Origin of the sequence: Phyllobacterium sophorae, assembly GCF_003010965.1 — a bacterium.
In the GTDB taxonomy this organism is placed as follows: Bacteria; Pseudomonadota; Alphaproteobacteria; order Rhizobiales; family Rhizobiaceae; genus Phyllobacterium; species Phyllobacterium sophorae.
On the sequence record NZ_PGGM01000013.1, the window covers coordinates 103,109 to 118,986 of the forward strand.

At 56.0% G+C, this 15,878-nt stretch carries 12 protein-coding genes; 9 read left to right on the forward strand and 3 right to left on the reverse strand.

Going from position 1 to position 15,878, the window contains the following annotated elements; translation table 11 throughout:
* The first annotated feature begins 138 nt into the window (after window positions 1-138).
* Complete coding sequence (locus CU103_RS23325) at window positions 139-756, forward strand: hypothetical protein (protein WP_106666428.1); 618 nt, start codon at window positions 139-141, stop codon at window positions 754-756.
* A gap of 43 nt (window positions 757-799) precedes the next feature.
* Here the strand turns inward: CU103_RS23325 and CU103_RS23330 are convergent, their stop codons facing one another.
* The gene (locus tag CU103_RS23330) at window positions 800-1,486 is read right to left on the reverse strand and encodes an HAD family hydrolase (protein WP_106666429.1); all 687 of its coding nucleotides are present in this window, start codon (window positions 1,484-1,486) and stop codon (window positions 800-802) included.
* Between the two features lie 209 nt (window positions 1,487-1,695).
* Between CU103_RS23330 and CU103_RS23335 the strand changes: the two genes are divergently transcribed.
* The gene (locus CU103_RS23335) at window positions 1,696-2,829 is read left to right on the forward strand and encodes a site-specific DNA-methyltransferase (protein ID WP_106666430.1); all 1,134 of its coding nucleotides are present in this window, start codon (window positions 1,696-1,698) and stop codon (window positions 2,827-2,829) included.
* A gap of 87 nt (window positions 2,830-2,916) precedes the next feature.
* On the opposite strand, the gene CU103_RS23340 is transcribed toward CU103_RS23335, so the two are convergent.
* The gene (locus tag CU103_RS23340; RefSeq protein ID WP_106666431.1) at window positions 2,917-3,528 is read right to left on the reverse strand and encodes an HAD family hydrolase; all 612 of its coding nucleotides are present in this window, start codon (window positions 3,526-3,528) and stop codon (window positions 2,917-2,919) included.
* Window positions 3,525-4,604, reverse strand: coding sequence for an A/G-specific adenine glycosylase (gene mutY, locus CU103_RS23345; RefSeq protein WP_106666432.1), 1,080 nt, complete (start codon window positions 4,602-4,604; stop codon window positions 3,525-3,527). The genes CU103_RS23340 and mutY overlap by 4 nt, the downstream gene beginning before the upstream one ends.
* 86 nt (window positions 4,605-4,690) lie before the next feature.
* Here mutY and CU103_RS23350 point away from each other — a divergent pair, with 86 nt between their 5' ends.
* From CU103_RS23350 to CU103_RS23380, 7 genes are all read left to right on the forward strand, one after another.
* Window positions 4,691-6,001 (forward strand): O-antigen ligase family protein, encoded by a 1,311-nt coding sequence (locus tag CU103_RS23350; protein WP_106666433.1) that lies wholly within the window; start codon window positions 4,691-4,693, stop codon window positions 5,999-6,001.
* Between the two features lie 43 nt (window positions 6,002-6,044).
* A complete protein-coding gene (locus tag CU103_RS23355) occupies window positions 6,045-7,019 on the forward strand; it encodes an NAD-dependent epimerase/dehydratase family protein (RefSeq protein WP_106666434.1) in 975 nt (324 codons plus the stop codon).
* 29 nt (window positions 7,020-7,048) lie between these two features.
* A complete protein-coding gene (locus CU103_RS23360; RefSeq protein ID WP_106666435.1) occupies window positions 7,049-7,549 on the forward strand; it encodes a DUF721 domain-containing protein in 501 nt (166 codons plus the stop codon).
* A gap of 142 nt (window positions 7,550-7,691) precedes the next feature.
* Complete coding sequence (locus CU103_RS23365; protein ID WP_106666436.1) at window positions 7,692-8,369, forward strand: DsbA family protein; 678 nt, start codon at window positions 7,692-7,694, stop codon at window positions 8,367-8,369.
* 84 nt (window positions 8,370-8,453) lie between these two features.
* Window positions 8,454-11,912 (forward strand): chromosome segregation protein SMC, encoded by a 3,459-nt coding sequence (gene smc, locus CU103_RS23370; protein ID WP_106666437.1) that lies wholly within the window; start codon window positions 8,454-8,456, stop codon window positions 11,910-11,912.
* A gap of 145 nt (window positions 11,913-12,057) precedes the next feature.
* Window positions 12,058-14,721, forward strand: a complete 2,664-nt coding sequence (gene ppdK, locus CU103_RS23375) for a pyruvate, phosphate dikinase (protein WP_106666438.1) — start codon at window positions 12,058-12,060, stop codon at window positions 14,719-14,721.
* Window positions 14,722-14,808: 87 nt separating this feature from the next.
* The gene (locus CU103_RS23380; RefSeq protein WP_106666528.1) at window positions 14,809-15,558 is read left to right on the forward strand and encodes a polysaccharide deacetylase family protein; all 750 of its coding nucleotides are present in this window, start codon (window positions 14,809-14,811) and stop codon (window positions 15,556-15,558) included.
* Window positions 15,559-15,878: the final 320 nt, after the last annotated feature.

Genomic DNA, 15,878 nt, shown 5'->3' on the forward strand with positions numbered 1-15,878 from the left:
ATTTGCCCTTCTGTACCTTGCCTTCGAACGCAATCACTGCCTCGGCAAAAAGCTGCAAAGCCCGTCGCATTATCTCCGTACCGTTGATATAGAACACGTTCGTTCGTCAAGGTTCGTTCTTCGAGGAAAGTTCAGTTCATGAAGTCAGAAACACAAAAAACTCTGCCCTTCTATCAACTTTGCGCCCCAATTTGTGCATTGATTTTTGCGGCCGGGCTTAGCGGATGCTCTACCAGCGGCAATACCACGGTTGATCCGAACAGTCCAAAAGCTCAAGCCACGGCAGAGGCGCAGAAGCGTATCACTGCGTCGGAATTGCTGGCATTTTGTCCCACGGTCACCATTCGAGAAGGCACGTCGGTCCTGACGAATTACGGAAAGTCTGCCGACAAGACACCCGAAAATCTGATTTATCAGGCATCCATCGCAGATGAAACGCGCTCCTGCCAGCCAGGCGACGGTACTTTGACGATGAATGTAGCCATCGCAGGCAAAATCGTGCCAGGTGCAAAATTCTCTCCCGGAACCATAACAGTTCCGATACGTGTCGCTGTCATCCAAGGAAAGGATGTCCTTTATTCAAAACTGCACAAGCACGCAGTTTCTGCTACCGACAGCAGTGCGGCAACCCAGTTTGTCTTCAACGATCCTAATGTAACCTTCCCAAAGCCGACCACGCAAAACATTCAGGTTTTCATCGGATTCGACGAAGGTCCGGACGTCGCCGGTACAAAGGCAAAGCAAAAGAAACAGTAGAAGAGGGCTGGCGCAATGCCAGCCTTCCTCGTTGCAAGCTCCGTTAGACAGCTTCCGACCATACCGCCATGGCTTCAAGCACTGCTGGCAGGTCGCGATGCCGGCTGATGACGGTTTCCGCGCCCGCATCAGTCAGCTTGTCGGCATGGCCGGGATACGTATGGGCACCACCGGTAAAACCGATGACTCGCATGCCAGCGGTCTTTGCCGCATGAACACCGTGGCTTGAATCCTCGATGACGATGGCGCGCGCGGGATCGACATTGAACTGCTTCGCCGCAAACAGGAAAACATTGGGATCCGGCTTGGGCTTCTGGTTCCCTACTTCGCGGGCAGAGAAAATATGCGGTGCGAAGAGATCGTAGAGGGTGCTCTGCTCAAGCATCATCTTGAGCGACGAGCTAATCGAGTTCGACGCGATGCATTTGGGATACTTCAACGCTGCGATGACCTGTTCCGCGCCCTCGATGACGTTGAGTTCATTGCGCAGCTTGTGATCCATCTGCCGCGCCGATTCTTCGATCAGGGACGCTGAAATCGGAATACCCGATTCTTTTTCCACCTGAAGAAGGATATCGGTCCAGGTCAGGCCGGCAAAGCGTTCCGCAATGGCTTCTGGCTCAATCGGATAGCCGGATTGCGTCAACAGCTGTGACTCAACTTCGGCCGCCAGAATTTCTGAGTCGACGAGCACCCCGTCGCAGTCGAAAATAATGAGCTGTGGTTCCATTGCACTTATACCTGTTCGTGAAAAATTGCCGCAAACGCTGCAGCTATGGGTCAATTGGGGGGATTACCGGCATCGACTACACTCTAATTGCCGTTGCGTCAAAGAAAAGCGGGCGGGCATCAGGATCGATTCATCCGCTCTTAACGCGATATTTACCCTGCGCAGTAACCATAAGGATCAGTAACGCGTCTCCAGTAATCGAGTATCATATGTCTGTTGTCCGTCTCGTGAATGAACTGCCCCAGGCAGCCCCCCAATCTTCCTGGCTCGACACCATTCTCAAAGGCGACTGTGTTGCCGCCCTCAATCGCCTGCCGGATCATTCGATCGATATTATCTTCGCTGACCCGCCTTACAATCTTCAACTCGATGGTGATTTGCATCGGCCGGACCAATCGAAGGTAGATGCTGTCGACGATCATTGGGATCAGTTCGAAAGCTTCCAGGCGTACGATGCCTTCACGCGGGCATGGCTCCTGGCTTGCCGCCGCGTCTTGAAGCCGAATGGCACGATTTGGGTCATCGGCTCCTATCACAATATTTTTCGCGTTGGTGCCACTATGCAGGATCTGGGCTTCTGGATGCTCAACGACATCATCTGGCGCAAGAACAACCCGATGCCGAATTTCCGGGGCCGCCGGTTCCAGAATGCCCATGAGACAATGATATGGGCATCACGCGATCAAAAATCAAAGGGCTACACCTTCAACTATGAGGCGATGAAGGCCGCCAATGACGACCTGCAAATGCGGTCGGACTGGCTCTTTCCCATTTGCACCGGTGCGGAGCGTCTGAAAGATGAGAATGGCGACAAGATCCACCCAACCCAAAAGCCAGAGGCCCTGTTGGCGCGTATTCTCATGGCGTCATCGAAACCAGGCGATATCATTCTCGATCCCTTCTTCGGATCTGGAACCACGGGCGCAGTCGCAAAGAGGCTCGGACGCCATTTTGTCGGGATCGAGCGGGAACAGAAGTACATCGATGCTGCAACGGCTCGCATCGCTTCGGTGGAACCATTAGCTGGAGCCGAGCTTACGGTCATGACTGGCAAGCGCGCCGAGCCGCGTGTTGCCTTCGGCAGTATCGTTGAGTCCGGCATGTTGAAACCTGGCGCTATTCTGAGTGACCTGCGCCAACGTCACGCCGCCATAGTCCGGGCCGACGGAACAGTGACGACAGGTGGCGATGCCGGATCAATTCATCGCATGGGCGCAAAAGTACAAGGTCTGGACGCCTGCAATGGCTGGACCTTCTGGCACTTTGAAGATGCCGGGGTGCTCAAGCCGATTGACGAACTGCGCAAGCAAGTGCGTACCGGCATGGTTTCGGCGGGCGGCTAAGCGATCCGATCGGACGAGGACCTCCAGTGCCGTTCTGATCCCGAAACGCCCAAGGTCAGCCTTGGGCGTTTCGCCGTTAAATGCGGATCAAACCGCAATTCCAAGATTGTTCAGATCGGCTCTCAGCATTTCAGGATTGACGAATTGCACCGACTGCCAGCCGGCGGCCTTGGCGCCAGCGACGTTCTTTGCACTGTCGTCGATAAATAGCGTGGCCGATGGCTCCAGATCGAAAGCGGCGACGTGGTGGTCATAGATAGCTTTGTCTGGCTTGATCAGTCCAATGTCACCCGAAACTGTGACACCACGGCTTTCTGTCAGAAAGGGAAACCGCTCCCAGGCCTCGCGCAACGTGTCAGACGCGAAATTGGTCAGCATCGTCACATCGTGGCGATCGGCGATCAGCTTGCGCATAATCGCTACGCTGCCATCGATTGAATGCGTTATCATCAGATGCCAGTTCTTGCGGAAGGCGCGGATATGATGTTCGCGGTCGGGGAAATCAGCAATCAGAAGTGCTTCGGCTTCCGGCCATTTGCGTCCGCGGTCCTGTTCGATATTCCAGTCATGGGTGCAGATGTTGTCGAAAAACCATTTGCGTTCTGCGTCATCGGGAATGACATTCCGGAATGCTGCGTCCGGGTCGTAATGGATAAGAACCTGCCCGATGTCGAAAACGATATGTTTGACCGATGTCATTCCTCTTTCCTTCTCTTTGCGAACGCGTCCGGAATCGCCGTAGCAATGGCTTTTTTCATAACCGTGGGCAACGCCTCACCGGCTAAATTTTCAACCTTGACCCACCAGCCGTCCGGGGAGGTTGGTTTGTATAGCCCACGCGCCGTGTAGATTTTGAGACGCAGTTCGAAATGCGTGAAAACATGAGTTATGCTACCCGAGGGAGTCCAGCTCGCCGGAAAGGGAGCCGCGCCAATGTCGGTGTCTCCATCAAGCCGAGCAGTCCAGTCCGTCGTGGGTACCTCGGCCATCCCACCGAGCAGGCCACTTTCGGTGCGACTGCGCAGAAGCACCTCGCCGTTATTTGAGATGGCGACAAAGGCAGCGCCCACGCGGACAGGTTTTTCCTTTTTCGGGGCCTTTACCGGGAAGAACTCTGGATCCGTTGTTCGCAGCGCCTCGCAATTATCGTTTAGCGGGCAGACGATGCAGGCTGGTCGCTTAGGAGTGCAGATTGTTGCCCCTAGATCCATCATCGCCTGCGCGAAGTCACCGGAGCGCCTGCCGGGTGTGATCGCCTGCATCCGCACGCGAATTTCGGGTTTGGCGAAGGGCAGGGGTGTTGCCAGCCCGTAAAGCCGGGTAATCACGCGCTCCACGTTACCGTCGACCACCGCGATCGGCAGGTCAAAGGCAATTGACGCAATCGCGGCCGCGGTATAGTCGCCGATACCAGGCAGCGATTTCAGGCTGGCCACATCAGCGGGGAAACGTCCCCCAAATTTCGCGCAAACGATGTCCGCACATTTTTTTAGATTTCGAGCGCGTGAATAATAGCCAAGGCCTGCCCACGCGCGCAGTACATCATCCTGGCTGGCGGCAGCGAGATCAATGACTGTCGGCCACTTCTCTGTAAAAGCCCGGAAATACGGCTTCACCGCTTCGACAGTCGTCTGCTGCAACATTATTTCGGAAAGCCAGATCCGGTAGGGATCCGCTTTGACCCCTGCGAGGTGCTCGCGCGGCGAAATGCGCCATGGTAGAATTCTGTGATGAGAATCATACCAATGGAGTAGTTTGACGGTTATCTGTTGCATCAATTCCAAACTGCGCTACACGAGGGCTATTACGGTTTTTACACAACGGTTGCGAGCGTGACATTCAGAAGTATTCGGAATCATAGATGTTTCCAGATCAATTGACCAAGGCGCTGATGCTGCCGAGTAGAGGGCATTTTATCGGAATCGATCGCAACAACCGCCTATTTACGTTCGTGTTTGCGCTTTTTCCTGGTTTATTGGCAAGTGGAACTTCGGTGACGCTGGTCCTCGCCTTTATCTGGGCGCTCATTTCGCTGGTGACAAAGAGATTCTCCTTCAATTTGACGAGGTCGGACAAAATTGTCGCGTGGTGTATAACGTTCTATGTTTTGGTGACGATTTTCTCGGTCGTGATTCATCCCAATCCGGAAAAAGGTGGGCCATTCCTTATCAAGATGATCCCGTTTCTTGCCGTTTGGGCGATCCTGCCGCGCCTTCGTGCAGGCATTTCGGGGCGATTGATACCGTTCTTGGTTGCGGGCGCCGGTATAGGCATGGTTGGCTCGCTTATATTCAGCATTGTACAAGTCGCATTCTTGTCCTCCAGAGCCGAAGGAGGCGCCGGTAATGCCGCGGTGTTCGGGCTGTTTGCTGTACTATTTGGCAGCATCTCGCTGCTGAACGCACATTCGGACAGCAAAACTGAACGCGTCATTGCAATTACCGGTTTCGCGTGCGGAATGGTCTGCGCTTTCCTCTCGGGTACGCGGTCGGCCTGGCTTGTAATGCCATTTCACTTCATCGTCCTCTATTGGTATTTGCGCGGACAATCGCTGCCGACACTTACAAACGCGGCGAAAGTGGTCGGAACGGTTCTGGTTGTCGCCGTTGTTGCGATAGGCGCAATGAAGATAGCCGAGCGATACCATGCGTTGGAGAGCGATATTGTCCAACTTGATCAGCAGCCTGACAATATTAGCTCGCTGAAAGCACGGCTCTTGCTTTGGTCAGCAGCCAAGAATGCATTTCTGGAATCGCCCTTGATCGGCCAGGGTCCGCAGAACCGTATGTCCCTTGTTTTTAAGACGTTGAATCTGCCAGCCGACAAGCAAATGACGTTCACCCATGTCCATAACGGGTTCTTGAATGCAGCCGTTGATGGCGGCATTCTCGGAATTCTTGGAGTGCTCTCACTTTTGGCTGCCCCGCTAATCGCCGCTCGCAGCAAAGAACCGGGACCGGGACGCGATCTCGCCACGGCAATTTCGCTTCTGCTTGTCACCAGCTATGTAATCACGGGCATGTTCGGGATCATGTTTGGCCACGATGCGACAGACGCTGTTTTTACTTACCTCACGATCATGATTTGCTGGATCGCGGGTAGCTCGCCCTATCTGTCGGTGCGTAAAGTGGCGTATCTGGCGGATGACGACGCGATTGCCCTGAGGGCGTGAAGATAGAAGACCGCCGCGAGCAAAAACAGAGATCAGGTGTCATATGAAGGCCATCGTTACAGGAGCCGCAGGCTTTGTCGGGTTTCACGTCGCTAAGCGGCTTGCCAGCGAAGGTTTTGACATCGTCGCTATCGATAATCTCAACGAATATTATCCCGTAGCACTGAAGGAGACGCGGCTTTCCGCCTTGGATGGCAAGTCGAATATTCGTTTTGTTCGCGCCAATATTGCCAACCCGAATGAACTCGCCGCGGCGATTGCCGGCGACGTGGGTGCCGATATCATCGTGCACCTTGCCGCCCAGGCGGGTGTGCGTTATTCGGTTGAGAACCCGGCAGCCTACGTTGATGCCAATGTCCAGGGTCAGGTCACCGTTTTCGAGCAAGCCCGAAAAATGCCAAAGAGGCCGCCTGTCGTCTATGCCAGTTCATCATCCGTTTATGGCGCGAATACAAAGGTGCCATTTTCGGAAAGCGACCCTGTCGATTGTCCTGTTTCTGTTTATGCTGCGACCAAGCGCTCGGCTGAACTCTTGGCACATTCCTATCGGCACGTTCACAAGGTTGCGTCGACTGGCCTCCGGTTCTTCACGGTCTATGGCCCTTACGGCCGTCCGGACATGGCTCCCTGGTTGTTTACCGATGCCATACTGAAAGGTGAGCCGATCAAGGTCTACAATCATGGCCGCATGGAGCGGGACTTCACGTTCATCGATGACATAGTCAATGGCGTATTTGGCGCGATAAACCGCATACTGACGAATCCCGAGGGGACCGCGCCGGTTTACAACCTTGGCAACAACAAGCCTGTTGCACTGATGCGATTCATAGAAATCATCGAGAAAGCGTGCGGGCGCGAAGCCATCAAACAACTCGCACCAATGCCGCCCGCCGACGTCGAGCGCACCTATGCGGATATTGAATTAGCCGCACGTGATCTTGGTTTTTCACCTGCCACGACCTTGGAAGAGGGGATTCCTTTGTTCGTTAAGTGGTTTCGCGGCTATAATGGGCGCTGACACTTTCTCTGGAACAGGCGCGACAGATCATGAATGATGACCGCAGCAAGAAGGGATTCCGGCCACTTGCGGATCCTGCCGCCGGCATCCTGGATCCCGTGCTGCGCAAGCGGGCTGGTATTACCATCGAACTCGTTCAGGCTTGGGAAGAAGTCGTTGGATCCGCGTTGGGCGGACAGTCGCGGCCTCTCAAATTGCTCTGGCCGCGCCGGGCGCATGAGGACGACCCATTTCAACCAGCCACGCTGGTGATTGCCTGCCAGGGCTTTACAGCCATGCGTATCCAGCACGAAACTGGTGAGATCATAAGCCGCGTCAATTCCTTCCTTGGGTTTGCCGCCGTCGGGCGGATCAAGATCGAGCAGAAGCCTGTAGCACTCCCTGTTGCCAAGAAGCGCGCGTTGCCCCCTGTTGACGCCGAGACAGCGAGCATGATCAGCCGGTCGGTGGAGCAGATCGAAGATGATAGTCTTCGCGAAGCGCTTCAGCGGCTTGGCCAAAGCATCCATGCTGAAAAGATCAAACGCTGATCCTATGGTATGAATTGACGGATGTAAGATCACGAAAAATTCAAAGACAGAATGCAGTCTCTGCCTTAAAGAGACTGGCTTGAGGCTCTAACGAGTCAATAACTTGTAGTTGCATAATCAACACCGGAGACAGGTGATCCTTATGACTGAATTGCTGACCCGCAGAAAAATTCTGACACTTGCCGCCGTTTCGACGGCTGCCCTCGCCATGGCTGCGGGCGATCAGGCCTGGTCGCAGGAAGCCGCGAAGCCGGCGGCACCTCAACCGGCCGGCAAAGTCGATGAGGCGAAGTTGATGGCCGCGGGCTCGCTGAAGGACATGATCCTGGGCAAACCCGAAGCGCCTGTGACAATCGTCGAGTATGCATCGATGACTTGTCCACATTGCGCGCATTTCGCCACGACGACGCTGCCAGTCATCAAGGAAAAATATATCGATACCGGTAAAGCGAAGCTCATTCTGCGCGAATTTCCGTTCGATCCGCGCGCTGCCGCGGCCTTCATGCTGGCACGCTGCGCACCGGAAGAGCGCTACTATCCGTTGGTTGAAGTTCTGTTCAAACAGCAGGAACAGTGGGCCGGAGCGGCAAATGCCGAAGAACCTTTGCTGCAAATCTCCAAATTGGCAGGTTTTACACAGGAGTCCTTCAAGGCTTGCTTGACGAACCAAAAACTTCTGGATGATGTGAATGCAGTACGTGAGCGCGGTGCCAGCGAATTCGGAGTAAACGCAACCCCGACATTCTTTATCAACGGCACTAAATACTCGGGAGCCTTATCGGTTGACGAAATGTCAGCAGTTATCGACGGTCTGCTCTAGTGCCTGCTCAAGTTTCGGCGGGCGCCTAACCGCGCCTGCCATCGAACGACTGGCCCCTACGGCGTTTGGCAGAAAGGGCATCTGATGCGCTTCACCAAACTCCGGCTCCTCGGGTTCAAATCTTTCGTAGAACCGGCGGAATTCGTCATCGAAGGCGGCCTGACCGGTGTGGTCGGCCCCAATGGCTGCGGCAAGTCCAATCTTGTTGAGGCATTGCGCTGGGTCATGGGCGAAAGCTCCTACAAGAACATGCGCGCCTCCGGCATGGATGACGTCATCTTCTCCGGTTCAGGCACGAGACCGTCACGCAACACTGCAGAAGTGACGCTTTTTCTCGACAATCAGGATCGTAGCGCGCCCTCTGCCTTCAACAATGCGGACGAACTTCAGGTTTCGCGGCGTATCGAACGCGAGGCAGGCTCAGTCTATCGCATCAACGGCAAGGATGCCCGGGCGAAGGACGTTCAATTGCTGTTTGCGGACCAATCCACTGGTGCGCGATCACCGTCGATGGTCGGACAGGGCCGTATCGGCGAGCTGATTCAGGCCAAGCCCCAGGCACGTCGTGCACTATTGGAGGAAGCTGCGGGCATATCGGGCCTGCACACGCGCCGCCACGAAGCGGAACTGCGACTGCGGGCGGCTGAACAAAATCTTGAACGTCTTGAGGACGTCGTCGGCGAGCTTGAGACTCAGATAGAGAGTCTGAAGCGCCAATCCCGTCAAGCAAACCGTTTCAAGAGCCTGTCCGCCGATATCCGCCGTTCTGAAGCGATTTTACTGCATTTGAGATGGTCCGTCGCCAAATCGCACGAAGGCGAAGCTCAATCTGCGCTGTCGATTGCAACTTCCGGCGTCGGAGATCGGGCGCAGCTTCAGATGAACGCCGCCAAAGAGCAGGCTATTGGCGCGCATAAATTACCCGATCTGCGTGACGCCGAAGCCAAGGCTGCTGCCGTATTGCAACGGCTGACGATTGCTCGCTCGCAACTCAATGAAGAAGCTGAACGTATTCGTAGCCGTCAAACCGAAATTGAGAAGCGGCTGATTCAGTTTACTGCGGATATTGCGCGCGAAGAGCAGATGGTGCGCGACAACGCAGATGTGCTCGCGCGTCTCGACTCCGAGGAGCGATCGCTCAACGAAGAAAATGCCAATGCCGGTGAGCGCGAAATTAAGACGCGAGCTGAATTCGAACGTGCTGATGCCGAACTGAAGGAAAGTGAAGCCGCACTTGCCAAGGTTACCGCCGAGCGTGCTGAAGCCTCAGCCGAGCGCGCGCAGATAGAGCGAAATTTACGCGAGAGCGCCGAACGACGCGATCGGCTTGTCCGCCAGGTGGGCGATGTCGAGCGTGATCTGTCTGCGGTCGCCGCACAAATCGCCACTTTGGCCGATCCCGTTGAAAAGCAGAGCCTTGTTGACATCGCAGAGGCTGCTCTCGATCAGGCCGAAGAGTCGGCACTTACCGCTGAGGCAGCGGTCGAGGCAGCGCGCCGGATGGAGTTGGAGCTTCGTCAGCCCTTACAGGACGCACGAAGCAATCTGGGACGGGTCGAGACGGAAGCCCGTACACTCGCCAAGATGATCAATATTGGCGGCTCCGACCTTTTCCCGGCGGTCGTTGAGTCCGTGAAAGTCGAAAAAGGCTATGAAATTGCTCTCGGCGCCGCTCTCGGTGAAGATCTCGATGCTCCGATCGACAGAAGTGCTCCAGTTTTCTGGGGTGAAATCAATGGGTCCAGCCAGGACGCGGCTCTCCCTGCGGGCGTTCGATCCCTGGCCGATGTCATGCGCGCGCCGCGTCAGCTGGAGAGGCGTCTTGCCCAGATAGGTATTGTCGATGAGGCCGAGGGGCAACGCCTGCAGTCTGCTCTGATGCCCGGCCAGCGGCTTGTCAGCCGTTCCGGCGCGCTCTGGCGCTGGGATGGGTATACTGCCAGCGCTGATGCTCCTACACCAGCCGCACAGCGCCTTGCCCAGAAAAACCGGCTGGCCGAACTTGATCTCGAGGTGGTCGAGGCAACGAAACGGTTGCGCGAGGCGGAAGCCGGGATTGCTGGTGCCGAAGCGGCGGTACGCCAATCTGTGGAAACGGAGCGGACTGCGCGCGATCACTGGCGCGGTATGCAACGAGCAGTAAGCGATGCCCGCGAGGCTTTGGCCGCAGCCGAACGCGCAGCCGGGCAATTGTCGAGCCGCCGCGCCGCTCTTGATGAGGGCAAGGCTCGACTGGCCGAAACCCTGGAGGACACGCAAGAGCAGTTCGTGGAAGCGGAAACGCGGCTTGCAAATGCCGTCGATCTGCGTGACCTCGATATCCGGCTCGCCAGCCTGACAAGTGAAGTGACGCTGGATCGCGCCGCACTGGCTGAAGCGCGAGCTATCTACGACGGCCTTCGACGTGAGGCGGACAATCGAATGCGGCGGCTGGAAGCGATCGGCCATGAGCGCAAGAGCTGGACTGGCCGCGCTGACAACGCCGATCGTCAGATCAAGTCACTTATAGAGCGGCGTCTGGAGGCGGAACGGGAGGCAGAGCACCTTGCCGATGCTCCGGAAGAGATCGCTGACCGCAATCGGACGTTGCTGTCGCAGTTGTCGGAGGCGGAATCGCTGCGCAAGGATGCCGCTGACAAGCTTGCTGTTGCGGAAGCCAGGCAACAGGAGCTGGACCGGGCTGCAACAGATGCCATTCAGGCTCTTGCGACAGCGCGCGAGGGCCGGGCTCGCGCTGAAGAACGCCTGGCTGCCGCCCAGGAACGTCGCATGGATGCCGAAGCCCGCATTGCGGAGGCCCTGAATTGCCCGCCACATGAGGCCATGAAATTAACCGGACTGGGTCCTGAAGATCCGCTACCGGATGTGGAAGCCACCGAACGCAATCTGGAACGTCTGAAGATCGAGCGCGAGCGTCTTGGCGCTGTGAACCTGCGCGCGGAAGAAGAACAGGAAGAGCTCTCAGATCGGCTCGAAGCGATTGTCAGCGAGCGTGAAGATATCATCGAGGCTGTGAAGAAGCTGCGTCAGGCGATCCAGAGTCTCAACCGCGAGGGCCGTGAACGCCTGCTGGCTGCCTTTGAAGTCGTCAATGTCCAGTTCCAGCGTCTGTTCACCCATCTCTTCGGTGGCGGCACGGCGGAGCTGCAACTGATTGAATCGGATGATCCGCTGGAAGCGGGTTTGGAAATCCTGGCGCGGCCACCGGGCAAGAAACCGCAGACGATGACACTTCTGTCCGGCGGCGAGCAGGCATTGACAGCCATGGCCTTGATCTTTGCAGTGTTCCTGACCAATCCCGCACCGATCTGCGTGCTCGACGAAGTGGATGCGCCACTTGATGATCACAATGTCGAGCGATTCTGCAATCTGATGGACGAGATGGCTTCGTCTACCGATACCCGGTTTGTGGTCATTACCCACAATCCAATCACCATGGCACGAATGAACCGCCTCTTCGGTGTAACCATGGCCGAGCAGGGCGTCAGTCAGCTGGTTTCCGTTGATCTTCAGACCGCTGAACAGCTTCGCGAAGCAAGCTAACCTTCCGAATGACGAAGGATTTCAAAGATTAACGCGGATTTACTCTGCTAATCGATTTGAATGCTGCGTTGCAGCATTTTTCTATGGTGCTTGACGGAATGATCGCGTAGACCTCTCATATGCTCTGGCGGCATGGGAGGCTGCAATGGTGAAATGGGTCTACACATTCGGTGATGGCAAGGCAGAAGGTTCTGCTGGCGATCGCAATCTTTTGGGAGGAAAAGGAGCAAATCTCGCCGAGATGTGCTCCCTCGGGTTGCCCGTTCCGCCTGGCTTTACCATAACGACGGAAGTTTGCAGCAGGTTTTACGAAAACAACCGCCAATATCCCGATACGCTGGAAGGTGATGTAAAAGCGGCACTGACCCACATAGCCAGCGTCACCGGCCGCAACTTCGGGGATAAAAACAAGCCGCTTCTCGTTTCCGTACGCTCCGGTTCTCGTGCCTCCATGCCAGGCATGATGGACACAGTTCTCAACCTCGGCCTCAATGATGAGACGGTTGAGGCAATCGCTCACGAAACGGGTGATGCCAGATTCGCCTATGACAGCTACCGCCGCTTCATCCAGATGTATTCTGATGTTGTGATGGGGCTGGATCATGCGGTGTTTGAAGAAATCCTCGAAGATGCAAAAGCCAATCTGGGCCATGAGGTCGACACAGCTCTAACTGCCGAGGACTGGAAGGGTATCATCGACCTCTATAAGGCCAAGGTCGAAGAGGAACTGGAAGAGCCGTTTCCCCAAGATCCGGAGAGGCAGCTTTGGGGTGCTATTGGCGCAGTCTTTTCCAGCTGGATGAACGCGCGCGCGATCACCTATCGCCGCTTGCACAATATTCCTGAAAGCTGGGGAACAGCCGTCAGCGTTCAGGCGATGGTGTTCGGTAATATGGGCAATCGTTCGGCGACCGGAGTCGCGTTCACGCGCAACCCCTCGACAGGCGAAAAGAAACTCTACGGCGAGTTTCTGGTTAATGCACAGGGTGAGGACGTGGTGGCCGGCATCAGGACACCGCAAAATATTACTGAAGAAGCCCGCATTGCCGCCGGGTCGGACAAACCGTCTCTGGAAAAGGTGATGCCTGACGCATTCGCCGAGTTCTGCGCCGTTTCGGAGCGGCTTGAGAGGCACTATGCCGACATGCAGGATCTCGAATTCACTATCGAGAACGGCAAGCTGTGGATGCTGCAGACGCGCTCAGGCAAGCGGACCGCGAAGGCTGCGTTGCGGATCGCCGTCGAGATGGCAGAAGAAGGGCTGATTTCACGCGAGGAAGCAGTATTGCGCATCGATCCCGCTTCGCTGGATCAACTGCTCCATCCAACCATCGATCCGAGTGCAAAGCGCAATGTCATCGGCAGCGGCCTTCCCGCGTCCCCAGGTGCCGCTACGGGTGAAATTGTTTTCTCCTCGGAGGATGCCGAACAGCTGAAATCGGAAGGGCGCAAGGCCATTCTTGTCCGGATCGAAACCAGTCCCGAAGACATTCATGGCATGCACGCCGCTGAAGCCATCCTGACCACGCGCGGCGGCATGACCAGCCACGCCGCTGTGGTGGCACGGGGCATGGGCAAGCCCTGTGTTTCAGGCGCGGGCTCGCTGCGTGTCGACTATCGCAACGAAACCTTGCTCGCTATGGGCGTTGTCTTGAAAAAGGGTGACATCATCACCATCGATGGCGGTATTGGCCAGGTTTTGAAGGGCGCTGTCCCTATGCTGCAGCCGGAACTTTCCGGCGATTTCGGTAAGATCATGGAATGGGCTGATGGGGCACGGCGCATGAAAGTGCGCGCCAATGCTGAGACGCCCAACGATGCCCGCATGGCTCGCTCATTCGGAGCTGAAGGCATTGGACTTTGCCGCACCGAGCATATGTTCTTCGAGGGCGAGCGCGTCGTTGTCATGCGCGAGATGATCCTGGCCGATAATGAGAAAGGTCGCCGCGCTGCTCTCGACAAGCTCTTGCCGATGCAACGGTCTGACTTCGTTGAATTATTCGAAATCATGAATGGCCTGCCGGTTACGATCCGCCTGCTTGATCCTCCGTTGCACGAATTCCTGCCGAAGACGGAGGAGGAGATCGCTGAAGTTGCCAATGCCATGAATGTGAGTGTGGACAAGCTGCGTGAGCGAACCGAAAGTCTGCATGAAATCAACCCGATGCTTGGACATCGCGGCTGCCGGCTCGCCATTTCCTATCCGGAAATTGCCGAAATGCAGGCGCGGGCGATTTTCGAAGCGGCGGTTGAGGCAGCCAAATCGACCGGTGCGCCGGTCGAACCCGAGATCATGGTACCGCTCGTCGGGCTTCGTGCCGAGCTGGATTTCGTCAAGGCGCGGATCGACGCTGTTGCTGCCGATGTGATGAAAGAGGCGGATATCAAGATCAACTATCTGGTGGGGACTATGATCGAGCTGCCGCGCGCCGCAGTGCGGGCCCATTCGATCGCCGAGGTTGCCGAGTTTTTCTCTTTTGGTACCAATGATTTGACCCAAACCACATTTGGTATATCGCGCGATGATGCCTCGTCGTTCTTGATGACCTATCAAACCAAGGGAATCATCGAACAGGATCCTTTCGTCTCGATCGACGTCGATGGTGTGGGCGAACTGGTGCGCCTCGCGGTGGAAAAGGGCAGGGCGACGCGCCCTGGCATCAAGCTCGGAATTTGCGGCGAACATGGCGGCGATCCGGCGTCAATCCACTTCTGCGAGGAAACGGGGCTGGACTACGTCTCCTGCTCGCCATTCCGGGTTCCGATTGCCCGTCTTGCGGCCGCCCAGGCGTCGGCTAAATCAAAATGAGTTGAAAGGGAAGCGAAAGTCCATCCTGCCACAAATCCGCTTGGTTGCACGTGCCTAGCTCGGCGCGTTCCTCAAGTGATGGCTATGATCTTGCGCAAAATCTCCCTCAGTCTGATCGCTCTCCTTTTTGTTGCGCCGACCGGCGTGTCTGCCAAAGAACACCCGCATTTCGTCGAGCCAAAGCTCTACGTGACCAAGGGTGGCAAGGCCACGCCTCAGGTTGCCTTGACGCTCGATGCCTGCTCGGGCCAGACCGATCTGCGCATCCTCAACGCATTGGTGGATAATCATATTCCGGCGACAATTTTTGTCACCGGTCGCTGGCTCAAGCGCAATGTCGCGGCGCTTGGCGTGATGAAAGCCCATGCCGACCTGTTCGAGCTGGAAAATCATGGACTAAACCATGTCCCTGCTATTGACGACCAGCCGACAATGTTCGGACTGAAAACAGCTGGATCGCAAGCCGCTATCCAATCCGAAATACAGGGCGGCGTAGATGCCCTGCAAACGGCAGCGATAACGAAGCCGGCCTGGTATCGCGATGCGACCGCCCGCTATAGCGACGATGCGATCACGCTGATCCACCAGTTGGGTTATCGCGTGGCAGGCTATTCGCTGAATGCCGATATGGGTGCCTCACTCATGGCCGGCCAGGTGGAAAAGCGCATCACAGCCGCCAAGGACGGCGACGTCATCATTGCCCATGTCAATCAGCCGGGTCGCGTCGCGGGAGAAGGCGTGGTCAAGGGCATTCTGGCACTAAAGCAAAAGGGCTTCCGTTTCGTTCGTCTGGAGGACACTCAGGAGACTGAACGTTCTCCACAACCTGGGGCTTGAGTTCCTCTAAAAGCTGCTTCCTAAGTTTTTATGCGACTATCGAATAATTGACGGAATTTCGAATTCGTGTTTTTTCCCTGCTGCGCTTGGTTGCGCGGCACCTTGGGAGGGGGCTACCAGTATGAAATTCGATAGTTTAGACGACGGTGCGGGCTACAACCTCGCGCAATCGATTTTTTGACGAACAATTTTTTAAGCAAGAACCAACTACCGGCACTATAGGACTGGCGTACGTACAGTGATGGCAAGAGGCCAGCTGTACAGTGGTTGTGCTTGCCTGATGGCATGCAGATATTCCCAGCTGTTTGCCGATTTTATTT

Coding starts and splice junctions, on each gene's coding strand:
- CU103_RS23335 (WP_106666430.1), top strand. CDS start 1,696: ATGTCTGTTGTCCGTCTCGTGAATGAACTGCCCCAGGCAGCCCCCCAA.
- CU103_RS23340 (WP_106666431.1), bottom strand. CDS start 3,528: ATGACATCGGTCAAACATATCGTTTTCGACATCGGGCAGGTTCTTATC.
- smc (WP_106666437.1), top strand. CDS start 8,454: ATGCGCTTCACCAAACTCCGGCTCCTCGGGTTCAAATCTTTCGTAGAA.
- ppdK (WP_106666438.1), top strand. CDS start 12,058: ATGGTGAAATGGGTCTACACATTCGGTGATGGCAAGGCAGAAGGTTCT.
- CU103_RS23330 (WP_106666429.1), bottom strand. CDS start 1,486: ATGGAACCACAGCTCATTATTTTCGACTGCGACGGGGTGCTCGTCGAC.
- CU103_RS23355 (WP_106666434.1), top strand. CDS start 6,045: ATGAAGGCCATCGTTACAGGAGCCGCAGGCTTTGTCGGGTTTCACGTC.
- CU103_RS23325 (WP_106666428.1), top strand. CDS start 139: ATGAAGTCAGAAACACAAAAAACTCTGCCCTTCTATCAACTTTGCGCC.
- CU103_RS23360 (WP_106666435.1), top strand. CDS start 7,049: ATGAATGATGACCGCAGCAAGAAGGGATTCCGGCCACTTGCGGATCCT.
- CU103_RS23350 (WP_106666433.1), top strand. CDS start 4,691: ATGTTTCCAGATCAATTGACCAAGGCGCTGATGCTGCCGAGTAGAGGG.
- CU103_RS23365 (WP_106666436.1), top strand. CDS start 7,692: ATGACTGAATTGCTGACCCGCAGAAAAATTCTGACACTTGCCGCCGTT.
- mutY (WP_106666432.1), bottom strand. CDS start 4,604: ATGCAACAGATAACCGTCAAACTACTCCATTGGTATGATTCTCATCAC.